We start from the raw sequence: 14779 nt of genomic DNA on the forward strand, positions 1-14779 counted from the left end.
ACCTTCAACGCGTCGTACTTCGTACGTCATATATGAGACGCGATACGCGAGATCCGAGAGGGCCGTATGACCTCTGTGCCCACGCCGATCCCGTCCCGCACGCAGTACGTGCTGGACGCGATCAAACACCGCATCCTCACGGGGCAGTTGACGCCCGGCCAGGCCCTGGTCGAGACGGAACTGGCCGCGCAGTTCGGGGTGTCCAAGACCCCGGTGCGGGAGGCCCTGAAGACCCTCGCCGGGACCGGGCTCGTCGTGATGAGCCAGTACAAGGGCGTCACGGTGCGCATGGTGGACGCGGACATGGCGCGCGAGGTCTACGACGTCCGGCTGCTGCTGGAACCCGAGGCCCTGCGCCGGGCCGTGCGGCGCGGGGCGTCCCTGGACGCCGCCCGCGACGCGCTGGCCCGTGCCGACTCCGCCACCGACACCGCCGAACGCTCCCTGGCCAACCGCCAGTTCCATCGCGCCCTGTACCTGCCGTGCGGCAACCCGCTGCTCGGCCGGATGCTCGACGAGGTCCGCGACCAGGCCGCCCTCGTCGCGGCCGTGGCCTGGGCGGCCGACCCCTCCTGGGAACGGGAGGCCGCCGAGCACCGGGACATCCTGCGGCTCGCGCTCGAGGGCGACGCGGACGGCGCGGCGAGCGCCCTGCACGCGCACATCGCGTCGTTCGTCCGGCGGGCGATCTCCGAGCCCCACCCAGAGGAAGGCCAGGAATGAGCAGCGTGACGTTCGAGACCCAGCGGGCGGCCCTGGCCGACGTGGTGGCCATCCCGGTGACCCCGTTCGCCGAGGACGGCTCCGTCGAGCGGGACACCCACCGGGCCCTGCTGCGTCGCCTGCTCGACGGCGGGATCACCACCATCACCTCCAACGGGAACACCGGCGAGTTCTACGCCCTCACCCCTGAGGAGCGCCGCCTCGTCACCGAGCTGACCATGGACGAGGTCGGCGACCGTGCCGTGGTCCTGGTGGGCGTCGGCCACGACCTGCCCACCGCCATCGACTCCGCCCGGCACGCCCGCGACACCGGCGCCGCGATGGTGATGGTCCACCAGCCCGTGCACCCGTACGTCTCGGCCGCCGGCTGGGTCGACTACCACCGCGCGATCGCCGAGTCCGTGCCCGAGCTGGGCGTGGTGCCGTACATCCGCAACGAGCGGCTGGCCGGCGCCCGCCTCGCCGAACTCGCCGACCAGTGCCCGAACGTCATGGGCGTCAAGTACGCCGTCCCGGACGCCGCGGGCTTCGCCGGCTTCGCCCGGGACGCCGGGCTCGACCGCTTCGTGTGGGTCGCCGGCCTCGCCGAGCCCTACGCCCCCTGCTACTTCTCGGCCGGCGCCACCGGCTTCACCTCGGGACTGGTGAACGTCGCCCCGGCCGTCTCCCGCAACATGCTCGAGGCGCTCCGGGCCGGCGACTTCCCGGCCGCCATGAAGGTCTGGGAGCAGATCCGCCGCTTCGAGGAACTGCGCGCCGCCCACGGCAACGCCAACAACGTCACCGTCGTCAAGGAGGCGCTCGCCGCGCTCGGCCTGTGCCGCCGGGACGTCCGCCCGCCGAGCAGGCCGCTGCCCGCGGACGAGCGCGCCGAGGTGGCCGCCATCGCCGCCGGATGGTCGATATGAACGCGCCCCGCAGGAACCCCGAGGACCTCCGGAGCCACCAGTGGTACGGCACCGACGGCCTGCGCTCCTTCAGCCACCGCGCCCGCACCCGTCAGCTCGGCTACCTCCCCGAGGAGCACCTCGGCAAGCCGGTCGTCGCGATCCTCAACACCTGGTCCGACATCAACCCCTGCCACGTCCATCTGCGCGACCGCGCCCAGGCCGTCAAACGCGGGGTGTGGCAGGCGGGCGGCTTCCCGCTGGAGTTCCCGGTCTCCACCCTCAGCGAGACCTTCCAGAAGCCGACCCCGATGCTCTACCGCAACATGCTCGCGATGGAGACGGAGGAGCTGCTGCGCTCCTACCCCGTCGACGGCGCGGTGCTGATGGGCGGCTGCGACAAGTCCACGCCCGCCCTGCTCATGGGCGCGGCCTCGGTGGACCTGCCGGCCGTCTTCGTCCCGGCCGGGCCCATGCTCCCCGGCCACTGGCGCGGCGAGGTCCTCGGCTCCGGCACCGACATGTGGAAGTACTGGGACGACAAGCGGGCCGGCCTCATCGGCGACTGCGAGATGACCGAGCTGGAAAGCGGCCTGGCCCGCTCGCCGGGCCACTGCATGACCATGGGCACGGCGTCCACGCTGACCGCCGCCGCCGAGGCGCTCGGCGTGACCGTGCCGGGCGCGTCGAGCATCCCGGCGGTGGACTCCGGGCACGACCGGATGGCGGCCAGGGCGGGCATGACCGCCGTCGAACTGGTCCACAAGGACCGCAGGCTGAGCCGGATCCTCACCCGCGAGGCCTTCGAGGACGCCGTGACGACCGTCCTCGGCCTCGGCGGCTCCACCAACGCCGTGATCCACCTGATCGCCATGGCCGGGCGGGCCGGGGTGCGGCTCACCCTGGACGACTTCGACCGCATCGCGCGCACGGTCCCCGTCCTCGCCAACGTCCGCCCCGGCGGACAGCGGTACCTGATGGAGGACTTCCACTTCGCGGGCGGCCTGCCCGGCTTCCTCTCCCGGATCCCCGACCTGCTCCACCTGGACCGGCCGACGGTGTCGCACGACACCCTGCGCGAGCAGATCTCCGGAGCCCAGGTGCACGACGACGACGTGATCCGGCCCCGGGACAACCCGGTCGCGAGCGAGGGCGGGGTCGCGGTCTTGCGCGGCAACCTCTGCCCGGACGGCGCCGTCATCAAGCACATCGCCGCCGAGCCCCACCTGCTCCAGCACACCGGCCCCGCGGTCGTCTTCGACGACTACAAGGCGATGCAGCGCACCATCAACGACCCGTCCCTGGGAATCACCCCGGACAGCGTGCTGGTGCTGCGCAACGCCGGGCCCAAGGGCGGCCCGGGCATGCCCGAGTACGGCATGCTCCCCATCCCGGACCACCTGCTGAAGCAGGGCGTGCGGGACATGGTGCGGATCTCCGACGCCCGGATGAGCGGGACGAGTTACGGCGCCTGCGTGCTGCACGTGGCGCCGGAGTCGTACATCGGCGGACCGCTGGCGCTGGTGCGCACCGGTGACCTCATCACCCTGGACGTCGAGGGGCGCACCCTCCGGCTCCACGTCGACGACGCGCGACTGCAACGCAGGCGGGCCGAATGGACGCCGCCGCCCGCACGGTACGAGCGCGGCTACGGCGCCCTCTACACCGAGCAGATCACCCAGGCCGACACCGGCTGCGACTTCGAGTTCCTGGCCCGCCAGGGCACCGTGCCGGACCCCTACGCCGGCTGACCCCGCCCCACGACGGAAGTGCTTCACCCATGCGTGGGCAGCAAGCGCTTCCTGTGCCCGCTGTGTCCGCCCGTCACCCGACCACCGCCCCTCATCGACACCCTTCGGGCGGCACCTCCTAGCGAACGGAGAACAGTCATGGCCCAAGCCGCAGCCGTGGCGGAACCGCCCGCGCCACCCCGGCGGCGCCGTGCCTCCGCGACGCCGCGCAGGCTGCCGTACCTGCTGATCGCGCCGGCCGCCCTGCTGATGCTGGGTTTCATCGCCTACCCGGTGCTCAGCGTCTTCTACTACAGCCTGCAGAACTACAACCCCACCAAGCCCTGGCGGAACGGCTTCGCGGGCCTGGGCAACTTCACCCAGGCCTTCAGCCACGACCCGCAGTTCTGGGACACGCTGACCTTCAGCGCCAAGTGGGTCGTCGTCGAGGTCGGGCTGCAGCTCCTGTTCGGCCTGGCCCTGGCGCTCATCGTCAACCAGACCTTCGTGGGCCGGGCGCTGGGCCGCGCCCTGGTCTTCTCCCCCTGGGCCGTCTCCGGCGTGCTGACCTCGGTGATCTGGGTACTGCTCTACAACTCCCAGACCGGCATCACCCGTTACCTCGCCGACGTCGGGATGGGCTCCTACGGTACGAGCTGGCTCTCGGACACCTCGACGGTCTTCCCGGCGGCGGTGGTCGCCGACCTCTGGCGGGGCGTCCCCTTCTTCGCCATCCTCATCCTCGCCGACCTGCAGTCCGTCTCCCGGGACCTGTACGAGGCCGCCGAGGTCGACGGAGCGAGCCGCCTGAAGCAGTTCTGGCACATCACCCTGCCCCACCTGAAGGACGCCATCGTCCTGTCCACGCTGCTGCGCGCGGTGTGGGAGTTCAACAACGTCGACCTGCTCTACACCCTGACCGGCGGCGGACCGGCCGGCGAGACCACCACGCTGCCCCTCTACATCGCCAACACCAGCGTCGACGCCCACAACTTCGGCTACGCCTCCGCCCTGACGACGGTGGCGTTCGTGATCCTGCTCTTCTGCTCGATGGTCTATCTGCGGCTGAGCAAGTTCGGAGGTGAGACCAAGTGATCACCGAGATCGCTCCCGCACCCGAGCGGGCCGTGTCCGAGTCCGCCCGCCCGCGCCGCGGGCACCGCGCCTGGGACGAGGTGCCCCGCCGGCAGATCTACCTCCCGCTGTCGGTCTACCTGCTGTTCACCCTGGTCCCCTTCTACTGGATCCTGCTCTTCGCCCTCCGCCCGGCCGGCTCCACCTCCCTGGTCCCCTGGCCGGTGACGTTCGAGCACTTCGGCAAGGTGTGGACCGACCGCGGCTTCGGCACCTACTTCGCCAACAGCGTCTACGTCGGCCTCGCCACCCTCGTCCTGACCACGGTGGTCGCCCTGGCCGGCGGCTACGCCCTCGCCCGCTTCGACTTCCGCGCCAAGCGCGGCTTCATGCTGGCCCTGCTCTGCTCCCAGTTCGTGCCGGGCGCGCTGCTGCTGGTGCCGCTCTTCCAGATCTTCGCCAAGCTGTCGATGATCAACTCACTCGGCAGCGTCGTCATCGCCGAGACGGTCTTCCAGCTTCCGCTGTCGATGATCCTCATCAGCGGGTTCATCCGGAACGTGCCGTACTCCCTGGAGGAGGCCGCCTGGGTGGACGGCTGCAACCGGCTCACCGCCTTCCGGATCGTCGTCCTGCCGCTGCTGCGGCCCGGACTGATCGCCGTCGGCTCGTTCGCCTTCGTGCACGCCTGGAACCACTTCCTGTTCGCCCTGATGTTCCTCTCCGACCAGGGCAAGCAGACCATCCCGGTCGGCCTCAACACCCTGATGAGCGCCGACAGCGTCGACCTGGGCGCGCTGGCCGCCGGCGGCATCGTCGCGGCCGTACCGGTCGTCGTCGTGTTCGCCTTCATCCAGAAGTGGCTGATCACCGGCTTCAGCGCGGGGGCGGTGAAGGGATGACCGTCCCCATCGTCCTGGCGGGCGCGCGCGGTCACGGCCGCTGGCATCTGGACAACATCAGCCGGCTGCAGGCGAAGGGCACCGTCCGGCTGGCGGGGATCTGCGAACTGACCCCGCTGGGCGAGGACGAGATCCCGGACGGCCTCGGCGCGCCGGAGCAGTCCGCCGACCTCGGGGCGCTCCTCGACTCCACCGGAGCCAGGGCCGCCGTCGTCTGCACCCCGATCCCCACCCACACCGATCTGGCGCTGACGGCCGCCGAACGGGGCGTGCACCTGCTGCTGGAGAAGCCGCCCGCGCCGTCCTACGCCGAGTACCGGCGGATGGCCGACGGGATCGCCGGGGCCGGCGTCGCCTGCCAGATCGGCTTCCAGTCCCTCGGCTCGCACGCCGTGCCCGCGATCCGGCGGCTGCTGGCCGAGGGCGCGATCGGAGAGGTCACCGGGGTCGGCGGCGCCGGGGCCTGGGCCCGGGACGAGGCCTACTACCGGCGGGCGCCCTGGGCCGGCCGGCGACGGCTGAACGGCGCCGACGTGGTCGACGGGGTGCTCACCAACCCGCTCGCGCACGCGGTCGCCACCTCCCTCGCCCTGCTCGGCGCCACCCGGGCCGAGGACGTCACCGGCATCGAGACCGAGCTGCTGCGCGCCAACGACATCGAGTCCGACGACACCTCCTGCGTCCGGGTGCGCACCACGCACGGCCCGGTCACGGTCGCCGCGACCCTGTGCGCCGAGCAGCCGGGGGAGCCGTACGTCCTGGTCCACGGCAGCAGGGGCCGGATCACCTTCTGGTACAAGCAGGACCGGGTGCTGCTCCAGCGGTCCGGACACGGCCCGCGGGAGACCTCGTACGGCCGCACGGACCTGCTGGAGAACCTGGCCGACCACCTCACCGACGGCACTCCACTGCTGGTCGCCCCGGCGGAGACCGGCGCCTTCATGAAGGTCGTCGAGGCCGTCCGCACCGCCCCCGACCCGCTCCCGCTGCCCCGGAGCGCCTGGCATCGGCTGCCCGGCGCGGACCGCCGGGTCGTGACCGGCGTCGACGGCCTGGTCGCGGCCTCGGCCGACACCCTCGCCCTCTACTCCGAGCTGGGCGCCTCCTGGGCCCTCCCGAAAGAGGTGAACGCCTGATGTCCCACGACACGCCGGTGCTGCGGGTCGCGGGCCGGCCGGTCGGCCGGTACGTCATCCGGCCCGAGCTGCCGGCCCGCCTCGCCCCCCGCCCCTATCTGCACCCCGTCACCACCCTGGCCGGCACGGCGGTCACCGAACTGGGCCCCGCCGACCACGCACACCACCTCGGCGTCGGTGTCGCCGTTCCCGACGTCGAGGGGCACAACTTCTGGGGCGGGCGCACCTTCGTCCGCGACCGGGGCCCCACCGAGCTGGACAACCACGGCGCCCAGCGGCACACGGCCTTCCAGCTGCTGGACCCCGACGGGTTCGTGGAGGAGCTGCGCTGGGTCGCCGCCGGGAGCGAGCTGCTGCGCGAGCGCCGTACCGTCGCCGCCACCGGACTCGACCACCGGGCCTGGGCGCTGGACCTCACCTTCTCCCTCACCAACGTCACCCAGGGCCTGCTGTCCCTCGGCAGCCCCGCCACCAACGGGCGGCCCGGCGCGGCCTACGGGGGCTTCTTCTGGCGGGCCCGCAAGGAGCCGCGGGCACCGGAGGTCTTCACCGCCGACCGCGAGGGCGAGGCCGAGACGCACGGCGCCCACGCCGACTGGCTCGCGCTGGCCGGCGCCGGCTGGACGCTGGTCTTCGCCGGGGCCACCGAGGAGACCCGCCGGGACCCGTGGTTCGTGCGGGCCGCCGAGTACCCCGGGGTGGGCTCGTCGCTGGCCCGCGCCGAACGGCTGCCGGTGCCGCCCGGCGAGACCGTCGTACGCCGCGTCGTCACCGTGGTCGCCGACGGACGGCTCGACCGGGCCGAGGCGGCCGCGCTGGTCCGCAGGGCGGTGAGCCAGTGACGGCCGGCACGTACGAGAACCCGGTGCTGAACGCCGACTGGTCCGATCCGGACGTGGTGCGCGTCGGCGACGACTTCTACCTCACCGCCTCCAGCTTCGGCCGCGTCCCCGGCCTGCCGCTGCTGCACTCGCGCGACCTGGTCCACTGGACCCTCGTCGGCCACGCCCTCGAACGCCTGGAGCCGGAGGAGGAGTTCGCCGTCCCCCGGCACGACAGCGGGGTCTGGGCGCCCTCGATCCGCCACCACGACGACCGCTTCTGGGTCTTCTGGGGCGACCCCGACCAGGGCGTCTTCCAGGTCAACGCCCCCGACATACGCGGCCCCTGGACCCGCCCGCACCTGCTCAAGGCGGGCCGCGGCCTGATCGACCCGTGCCCGCTGTGGGACGAGGAGACCGGCGAGGCCTACCTGGTGCACGCCTGGGCCAGGTCCCGCTCCGGTGTCAAGAACCGGCTCACCGGCCACCGTATGCATCCCGACGGCACCTCGCTGCTGGACGAGGGCAAGGTGATCGTCGACGGGGACCGCATACCCGGCTGGTTCACCCTGGAGGGGCCGAAGCTCTACCGGCACGACGGCTGGTTCTGGATCCTCGCGCCCGCGGGCGGCGTGGAGACCGGCTGGCAGGGCGCCTTCCGCTCGCGCGGCTTCTTCGGGCCGTACGAGGAACGGATCGTCCTGGAGCAGAAGGACACCGAGGTCAACGGGCCGCACCAGGGCGGCTGGGTGCGCACGGCGGCCGGCGAGGACTGGTTCCTGCACTTCCAGCAGCGCGGGGCCCACGGCCGGGTGGCGCACCTCCAGCCGATGCGCTGGGGCACCGACGGCTGGCCGGTGCTGGGCGACGACGGCGCGCCCGTCGCCGCGCACCGCCGGCCGGACCTCCCGCCGCAGCCGCCCGCCGCGCCCGCCACCGACGACGACTTCCCCGGCGGACGCTACGGCCGCCAGTGGCAGTGGACCGCCAACCCCGGCCACGGCTGGGCCACCCAGCACTCCGCTGACGGGCTGCGGCTGACCTGCGTCCGCTCGGCCGACGCCCACGACCTGCGGCGGCTGCCGAACGTGCTCACCCAGCGGCTGCCGGGCTTCCCCTGCGCGGTGGAGGTCGACCTGCGCCTCGACGTGGGCGAGCCGGGGGCGCGGGCGGGACTCGCGGTGCTCGGCGACGCCTTCGGCTGGATCGGGCTCGAGCGGGGGACCGACGGGACGGTCCGGCTCGTGCACCGGTTCGCCGAGGCCGTGGCCGAGGCGGAGCGGGACGCCGGGGTGCCGTGCCCCGCGCCCGGCGGACGGGCCCGGCTGCGCGTCGAGATCGGATCCGGGGCGCGCTGCCGGTTCCACTACGACGTCGGGGACGGCCCGCGTTCCTCCGGGCCGGTGTTCGCGGCCACCCCCTGGCGCTGGGTGGGCGCCCTGCTCGGCCTGTTCGCGGTCGCCCCCGGGGGACCGGGGCCCACCGGGGCGGCGACGTTCACCCGGTTCCGGATCACCAGTTCCGGTCCGCGGGCGCGGACCGGTCACTGACCCCACAGCTCCACCCCACCATTGGATCCAGCAGAAGAGAGCCGACCGATGAAGAGCAGCATCCGCAGAAACAGGCGCGCCGCCACGGCGGTCGCCCTGGGCTCCGTCCTCGCGCTGACCGCCACCGCCTGCGGCGACGACGGCAGCGGCGGCGCGGGGGACAAGGGGGGCGAGGGTTCCGGCAAGGGAACGATCACCTTCTGGGACAACAACGGCGGTGTCCGCACCGACATCTGGAAGCAGATCATCGCCGACTTCGAGAAGAAGTACCCCGACATCGAGGTCAAGTACGTCGGCCTCCCGGCCGCGAGCGCCCAGTCCAAGTACGACACGGCCATCCAGGGCGGCGGGCTGCCCGACGTGGGCGGAGTGGGCACCGCGATGCTCGCCGAGGTCGCCGTGCAGGGTGCCCTGGAGCCGCTGGACGGCCGGCTGGAGAAGAGCCCGCTGAACGGCAGGCTGAGCCAGAACCTGCTCGACGTCAGCAAGTCGGCCGGTGGCGGGGACACGCTGTACCAGGTGCCGACCTCGGCCAACAACGGCACCCTGTGGTACCGGACGGACCTGTTCAAGAAGGCCGGCCTGGACGCCCCGGCCACCTGGGCGAAGTTCTACGAAGCGGCCGGCAGGCTCACGGACAAGGGCCACAACGAGTTCGGCTTCACCATCCGCGGCGGCGAGGGCGCCATCGCCCCGGCCCTCGACGCGGTCTACGGCCAGACCGGCATCACCTCGTTCTGGAACGGTGACAGGACCACCGTCAACGACCCCAGGAACGTCGCCGCGCTCGAGAAGTACGTCGCGCTCTACAAGAAGGACACCCCGTCCGCCGACGTCAACAACGACTTCACCAAGATGGTCGCCCAGTGGGACAGCGGCACCATCGGCATGCTGAGCCACAACCTGGGCTCGTACCAGGACCATCTGAAGGCGCTGGGCAAGGACAAGTTCCGGGGCATCCCCAACCCCACGCTGGACGACGGCACCCGGGTGCAGGTGTCCAACCCGGTGGACGGGCTGAGCCTGTTCAAGTCGAGCAAGAACAAGGCTGCCGCCTGGAAGTTCATCGAGTTCGCCCTCTCCGCCGCGGAGAACTCCAAGTACAACGAGTCGGCCGGACAGGTGCCGGCCAACACCGACGCGGCCAAGGACGCGTGGATCCAGCGGGCCGAGCCGACGAAGCTGGCGGCCGAGGCGCTGAACGGGGGCGACACGAAGATCGTCCAGTTGCCGTACTACCTGCCCGACTGGAACACCATCTCCAAGGCGGACAACGAGCCGAACTTCCAGAAGCTGCTGCTCGGGAAGATGAGCGCGAAGGAATTCCTGGACACGCTGGCCGATCAGCTCAACGCGGCGCAGGCGGACTGGAAGAAGAACCACTGAGCCCGGGTGGTCCTGTCGCGTGGGCGCGCCCCGGTTCGGCAGGGCTGGTCGCGCCCGTGCGGCGGAGCCGCACATCGACACGGCCCCGCGAACCCCTTGTTTCCCTGACCCCTGTTTGAAAGGCGCACCATCGTGTCCCTTACGCGCAGACAGGTGACCTCCGCCGCCATCGCGGCCGTTCCGTCGGCCGCCCGCTCCCCGAAGCGGCACCGGACCCTCTACATCGCCGGTGACTCGACCGCCGCCCAGAAGTACGCCGACGCGGCGCCCGAGACCGGGTGGGGAATGGCCCTGCCCTTCTTCCTCCGGGAGGATCTCGCGGTCGCCGATCACGCGGTGAACGGGCGGAGTTCGAAGAGCTTCCTGGACGAGGGCCGGCTCGACGCCGTGCTCTGCGCGATCCGGCCCGGGGACGTCCTGATCGTGCAGTTCGCGCACAACGACGAGAAGGTGACCGACCTCGCCCGCTACACCGAGCCCTGGACCACGTACCAGGACTGCCTGCGGCGGTACGTCGACGGGGCGCGGAGCCGCAGGGCCCGCCCCGTCCTCGCCACCCCCGTGGAGCGCCGCAGGTTCGACGCCGACGGAAACGCCGTGCCGACGCACGGCGACTACCCGGCGGCCATGCGCGCGCTCGCCGAGGCGGAGCGGGTCCCGCTGCTCGACGTCGAGGCGCTGTCGCTCGCGCTGTGGCAGCGGCTCGGGGTGGAGGAGACGAAGACCTACTTCAACTGGACCGCCACCGAGCAGGACAACACGCACTTCAACCCGCCGGGTGCCATCGCCGTGGCCCGGCTCGTGGCGCGGGAGCTGCTGCGCACCCGCGTCCTGGCCCGGCCCGACGTGGTCCGGCTGGGCGAGGACGTCCCCACGTCCTGGATCACCTGGCCGCCCGCGACGTCATCGTCAGCTTCGTGAAAGAGGAGAGCCGCACAGTGCGTAGACCGAAATGTCATGGACGTGTCATAGCCGCCCTGGTGGGCTGCACGGCGCTCGTGCTCGCCGTCACCGGGACCACGCCCGCGCAGGCCGCGCACCGGGCCGGGACCGACCGGCAGGTGCTGCCCGCCAAGGACGGCTGGGCCGCCTACGGCACCGGGACGACCGGCGGTGCGACCGCCGACCGGGCGCACGTCCACACCGTCACCACCTGGGAGCAGTTCAAGGCCGCCCTCGCCGACGGCGGCAGCGCCCCGAAGATCATCAAAGTGAAGGGCACCATCGACGCCGACGGGCCGAGCTGCGACTCGTTCGCCGTCCCCGGTTACGACTTCGGTGCCTATCTGGCCAAGTACGCCCCGGAGAGCTGGGGGCGCACCACCACCCTGGACGGCGAGCCCGCCGACAGCCCCGAGGGGCTGCGCCGCGCCTCCGCCGTCGCCCAGGACGCCTACATCAAGGCGAACGTCCCGGCCAACACCACCATCATCGGCGTGGGGAAGAACGCCGGCCTCAACGGCGCCAGCCTCCAGATCAAGGGCGTCGACAACGTCATCGTCCGCAACCTGCGCTTCGAGAGCCCCCTCGACTGCTTCCCGCAGTGGGACCCGACCGACACCGCCGACGGCAACTGGAACTCCGAGTACGACAGCGCGGTGGTCTACGGCTCCACCCACGTCTGGATGGACCACGACACCTTCACCGACGGCGACCACCCGGACAGCACCCTGCCGTACTACTTCGGCCGGATCTACGAGCAGCACGACGGTGAGCTGGACATCGTCAAGGGCGCCGACTACGTCACCGCCTCCTGGAACGTCTTCGAGGACCACGACAAGACGATCCTCGTCGGCAACAGCGACAGCGCCGCCACGGCCGCCGTCGACCGCGGCCACCTCAAGGTCACCTTCCACCACAACCTGTTCCGGAACCTGGTGGAGCGCGCGCCGCGGGTCCGCTTCGGCCAGGTCGACTCGTACGACAACCACTTCGTCGTGGGCGACGGCTACTCCTACAGCTACGGCATCGGCATGGAGTCCCAGCTCGTCGCCGAGCACAACGCGTTCACGCTGCCCGACGGGGTGAAGGCCGGTTCGATCCTGAAGAAGTGGAAGGAGGCGCCGGTCACCGCCGCCGACAACTACGTCAACGGCCGGCTCACCGACCTGATCGCCGTCCACAACGCCGAGATCCCCGGCGAGACCCTGCGGTCCGGGGCCGGCTGGACCCCGGTGCTGCGCACCAAGGTCGACCCGGCCAGGGCCGTGCCGGGCCTCGTCGGCCACCGCGCGGGCGCCGGCCGCATCGGCTGACCCACCCGGGGCCGGGTCTCCGGCCCCGGCCCCCCTCTCTCACCGGCCGCACCAGAACTCTTCCGAGCCGCACCGCGAACTCCCACGAGCCGCACCCCGAACTCCCACGAGCCGCACCGCGAAGGAGCACGCCCATGCCCTCGCCCCAACCACCCCTGTCCAGACGGAGTCTCCTCGTCGCGGGCGCCACCGCCGCCGCCGCGCTCGGCCTCGCCGCCGCGCCCGCACGGGCCGCCGGGCGGCCCGGCCCGTTCGGCCGCCACGGGTCGCCGGCCCGCCGCGGCACCCCGGGGACCCTGTACGTCGACCCGTACGGCCGGGGCGACTTCACCTCCGTCCAATCCGCGGTGACCGCGGCCACCGGCACCGGCCGCACCCTGGTCATCGCCCCGGGTACCTACCGGGAGACGGTCCTCGTCGACCACGGCCGTGCGGGCATGACCTGGATCGGCGCCTCCGAGGACCCCCGGGACGTCGTGATCGTGTACGACAACGCGGCCGGCACCCCCAAGCCCGGCGGCGGCACCTACGGCACCACCGGCTCGGCCACCACCACCGTGCAGGCCGACGGCTTCACCGCCCGCTGGATCACCTTCGCCAACGACTGGCTGCGCGCCGAACACCCGGACGTCACCGGCACCCAGGCCGTCGCCCTCAAGGCACAGGGCGACCGGAACGCCTTCCTGCACTGCCGCTTCCTCGGCCACCAGGACACCCTGTACGCCGACACCATGGCCCTTGGCACCTTCGCCCGCCAGTACTACGCGCACTGCTACGTCGAGGGCGACGTCGACTTCGTCTTCGGGCGGGCCACCGCCGTCTGGGAGCGCTGCCACTTCCGCACCCTGAACCGGACGGACCTGGCCACCGCCCCCTACGGCTTCGTCTTCGCGCCCTCCACGGCCGCCGCCAACCCGCACGGCTACCTGGTGCTCCGCGGCCGCGTCAGCAGCGCGGCCCCGGACGCGTACTACAAGCTGGCCCGCCCCTGGGTGCCCAGTTCGGACACCACCGCCCGCCCGATGCTGACCGTCCGCGACACCTGGCTGGGCCCCGGTATCGACGCGGTCGCCCCCTACGCGAACATGTCGGCCTCCTACCCCTGGCAGGCCCAGCGGTTCGCCGAGTACCGCGACACCGGTCCCGGCGCCGCCGTCACCGTCCCGGAGAACCGGCCGCAACTGAGCGCCGGACAGGCGGCGTCGGCGACCCGGGAGGCCCAACTCGGGGACTGGGCGCCCTGGCAGGAATGCTGACGGCACGTCCGGCCGACCGCCCCGGGGACGCGAGGGCCTTTTCATCCGATGGCTTGATATCGATCGGGCAAAGGTCCTCGCGCTACCCCGGGTGACGCGCGTAGAAAACCTGTCATGCGTAAATCACTGCGGATCGCGGCGGCCACCGCCGCCTGTGCCCTCGCCGGCGGCGCGCTGTACGGCGCCGGCGCGGCCACCGCCGGTCAGTCGACGGCGAACTCCACCCACGAGCCCTACAACATCGGGCTCCTGGTGAAGGACATCGACACCTACTACGGCACCACCGCCGACAGCAACGGCGTCTACCAGGCGTCCCCGGTCAGCCCGTACGCCAAGGACCTGGCGCGCATCGACGCCGACGCCAGGAGCTACATCGCCAAGGCGGCCCGCAAGGCCCACCACCACGGCGAGAAGCCGGCCGTCGTCTTCGACGTCGACGACACCCTGCTGCTCAGCCTCGACTACGAGAAGCGCTACAACTACACGTACAACCCCACCACGTGGAACGACTACGTGAACCGCGCCGACCGCCCGGCCGTCTTCGGCAGCCCCGAGCTGGTGCGCTACGCCGAGTCCAAGGGCGTGGAGGTCTTCTACAACTCCGGTCTCAGCGAGGCGCAGCGCGCCGGCGCCGTGGAGAACCTGAAGAAGGTCGGCGCCGACGTCAACCTCGACGCCGGCCACGTGTTCCTCAAGGACAAGGCCAACCCCCCGGCCTACCTGAGCGACTGCGCCACCCCGGGCACCTGGAACTGCACGACCGTGCAGTACAAGGCCGGTACCCGTGAGCACATCGAGGACGACCTCGGGTTCGACATCATCGCCAACTTCGGCGACCAGTACTCGGACCTGGACGGCGGCCACGCCGACCGTACCTACAAGCTGCCCAACCCGACGTACTTCGTGTCCTGACCCGTTCGGGACCGCCGTACGCCGCACGGTAGTTCCACACCCGGCCCCCGTCCCGGCAGCACCCTGCCGCGGCGGGGGCCGGCTGGTGAACGGGCGGTTTCCGGCCACACGTGCCCGCCGCTTCCCGGGGCGTTGATTTCCGTTACC

General features: G+C 71.9%; 13 protein-coding genes. All 13 read left to right on the forward strand.

Going from position 1 to position 14779, the window contains the following annotated elements:
* Positions 1–66: 66 nt before the first annotated feature.
* Positions 67–723 carry a GntR family transcriptional regulator gene (locus ACFVVO_RS22225; protein ID WP_390057299.1) on the forward strand — a complete coding sequence of 219 codons (657 nt, stop codon included), beginning with the start codon at positions 67–69 and terminating at the stop codon, positions 721–723.
* Positions 720–1631, forward strand: a complete 912-nt coding sequence (locus ACFVVO_RS22230) for a dihydrodipicolinate synthase family protein (protein WP_390057300.1) — start codon at positions 720–722, stop codon at positions 1629–1631. Before ACFVVO_RS22225 ends, ACFVVO_RS22230 begins: the two co-directional genes overlap by 4 nt.
* Positions 1619–3361 (forward strand): L-arabinonate dehydratase, encoded by a 1743-nt coding sequence (araD, locus tag ACFVVO_RS22235; RefSeq protein ID WP_390057301.1) that lies wholly within the window; start codon positions 1619–1621, stop codon positions 3359–3361. Before ACFVVO_RS22230 ends, araD begins: the two co-directional genes overlap by 13 nt.
* Positions 3362–3499: 138 nt before the next feature.
* Positions 3500–4435, forward strand: coding sequence for a carbohydrate ABC transporter permease (locus ACFVVO_RS22240; protein ID WP_390057302.1), 936 nt, complete (start codon positions 3500–3502; stop codon positions 4433–4435).
* Between the two features lie 8 nt (positions 4436–4443).
* Positions 4444–5316, forward strand: a complete 873-nt coding sequence (locus tag ACFVVO_RS22245; RefSeq protein WP_390057408.1) for a carbohydrate ABC transporter permease — start codon at positions 4444–4446, stop codon at positions 5314–5316.
* Complete coding sequence (locus tag ACFVVO_RS22250; RefSeq protein WP_390057303.1) at positions 5313–6452, forward strand: Gfo/Idh/MocA family protein; 1140 nt, start codon at positions 5313–5315, stop codon at positions 6450–6452. Before ACFVVO_RS22245 ends, ACFVVO_RS22250 begins: the two co-directional genes overlap by 4 nt.
* Entirely contained in the window at positions 6452–7294 is an 843-nt protein-coding gene (locus ACFVVO_RS22255) for a PmoA family protein (protein WP_390057304.1), read from the forward strand. Before ACFVVO_RS22250 ends, ACFVVO_RS22255 begins: the two co-directional genes overlap by 1 nt.
* On the forward strand, positions 7291–8823 hold the full coding sequence (locus ACFVVO_RS22260) for a family 43 glycosylhydrolase (RefSeq protein WP_390057305.1): 1533 nt from the start codon (positions 7291–7293) through the stop codon (positions 8821–8823). The genes ACFVVO_RS22255 and ACFVVO_RS22260 overlap by 4 nt, the downstream gene beginning before the upstream one ends.
* Before the next feature lie 48 nt (positions 8824–8871).
* Positions 8872–10209: an ABC transporter substrate-binding protein gene (locus ACFVVO_RS22265; protein WP_390057306.1), complete on the forward strand. Its 1338-nt coding sequence runs from the start codon at positions 8872–8874 to the stop codon at positions 10207–10209.
* A gap of 132 nt (positions 10210–10341) precedes the next feature.
* Positions 10342–11130 carry a rhamnogalacturonan acetylesterase gene (locus ACFVVO_RS22270; RefSeq protein WP_390057307.1) on the forward strand — a complete coding sequence of 263 codons (789 nt, stop codon included), beginning with the start codon at positions 10342–10344 and terminating at the stop codon, positions 11128–11130.
* A gap of 17 nt (positions 11131–11147) precedes the next feature.
* Positions 11148–12464, forward strand: a complete 1317-nt coding sequence (locus ACFVVO_RS22275; protein ID WP_390057308.1) for a polysaccharide lyase family 1 protein — start codon at positions 11148–11150, stop codon at positions 12462–12464.
* A gap of 134 nt (positions 12465–12598) precedes the next feature.
* Complete coding sequence (locus ACFVVO_RS22280) at positions 12599–13720, forward strand: pectinesterase family protein (protein WP_390057309.1); 1122 nt, start codon at positions 12599–12601, stop codon at positions 13718–13720.
* A gap of 114 nt (positions 13721–13834) precedes the next feature.
* Positions 13835–14632, forward strand: a complete 798-nt coding sequence (locus ACFVVO_RS22285; protein WP_390057310.1) for an HAD family acid phosphatase — start codon at positions 13835–13837, stop codon at positions 14630–14632.
* The last annotated feature ends 147 nt before the right edge of the window (positions 14633–14779 follow it).

The organism is Streptomyces sp. NPDC058145, from assembly GCF_042884245.1.
Lineage (GTDB): Bacteria > Actinomycetota > Actinomycetes > Streptomycetales > Streptomycetaceae > Streptomyces.

Bases quoted from the DNA above. Each gene is read 5' to 3' on its own strand.
- ACFVVO_RS22225 (WP_390057299.1), top strand. From the start codon at position 67: ATGACCTCTGTGCCCACGCCGATCCCGTCCCGCACGCAGTACGTGCTG.
- ACFVVO_RS22230 (WP_390057300.1), top strand. From the start codon at position 720: ATGAGCAGCGTGACGTTCGAGACCCAGCGGGCGGCCCTGGCCGACGTG.
- araD (WP_390057301.1), top strand. From the start codon at position 1,619: ATGGTCGATATGAACGCGCCCCGCAGGAACCCCGAGGACCTCCGGAGC.
- ACFVVO_RS22240 (WP_390057302.1), top strand. From the start codon at position 3,500: ATGGCCCAAGCCGCAGCCGTGGCGGAACCGCCCGCGCCACCCCGGCGG.
- ACFVVO_RS22250 (WP_390057303.1), top strand. From the start codon at position 5,313: ATGACCGTCCCCATCGTCCTGGCGGGCGCGCGCGGTCACGGCCGCTGG.
- ACFVVO_RS22255 (WP_390057304.1), top strand. From the start codon at position 6,452: ATGTCCCACGACACGCCGGTGCTGCGGGTCGCGGGCCGGCCGGTCGGC.
- ACFVVO_RS22265 (WP_390057306.1), top strand. From the start codon at position 8,872: ATGAAGAGCAGCATCCGCAGAAACAGGCGCGCCGCCACGGCGGTCGCC.
- ACFVVO_RS22280 (WP_390057309.1), top strand. From the start codon at position 12,599: ATGCCCTCGCCCCAACCACCCCTGTCCAGACGGAGTCTCCTCGTCGCG.
- ACFVVO_RS22285 (WP_390057310.1), top strand. From the start codon at position 13,835: ATGCGTAAATCACTGCGGATCGCGGCGGCCACCGCCGCCTGTGCCCTC.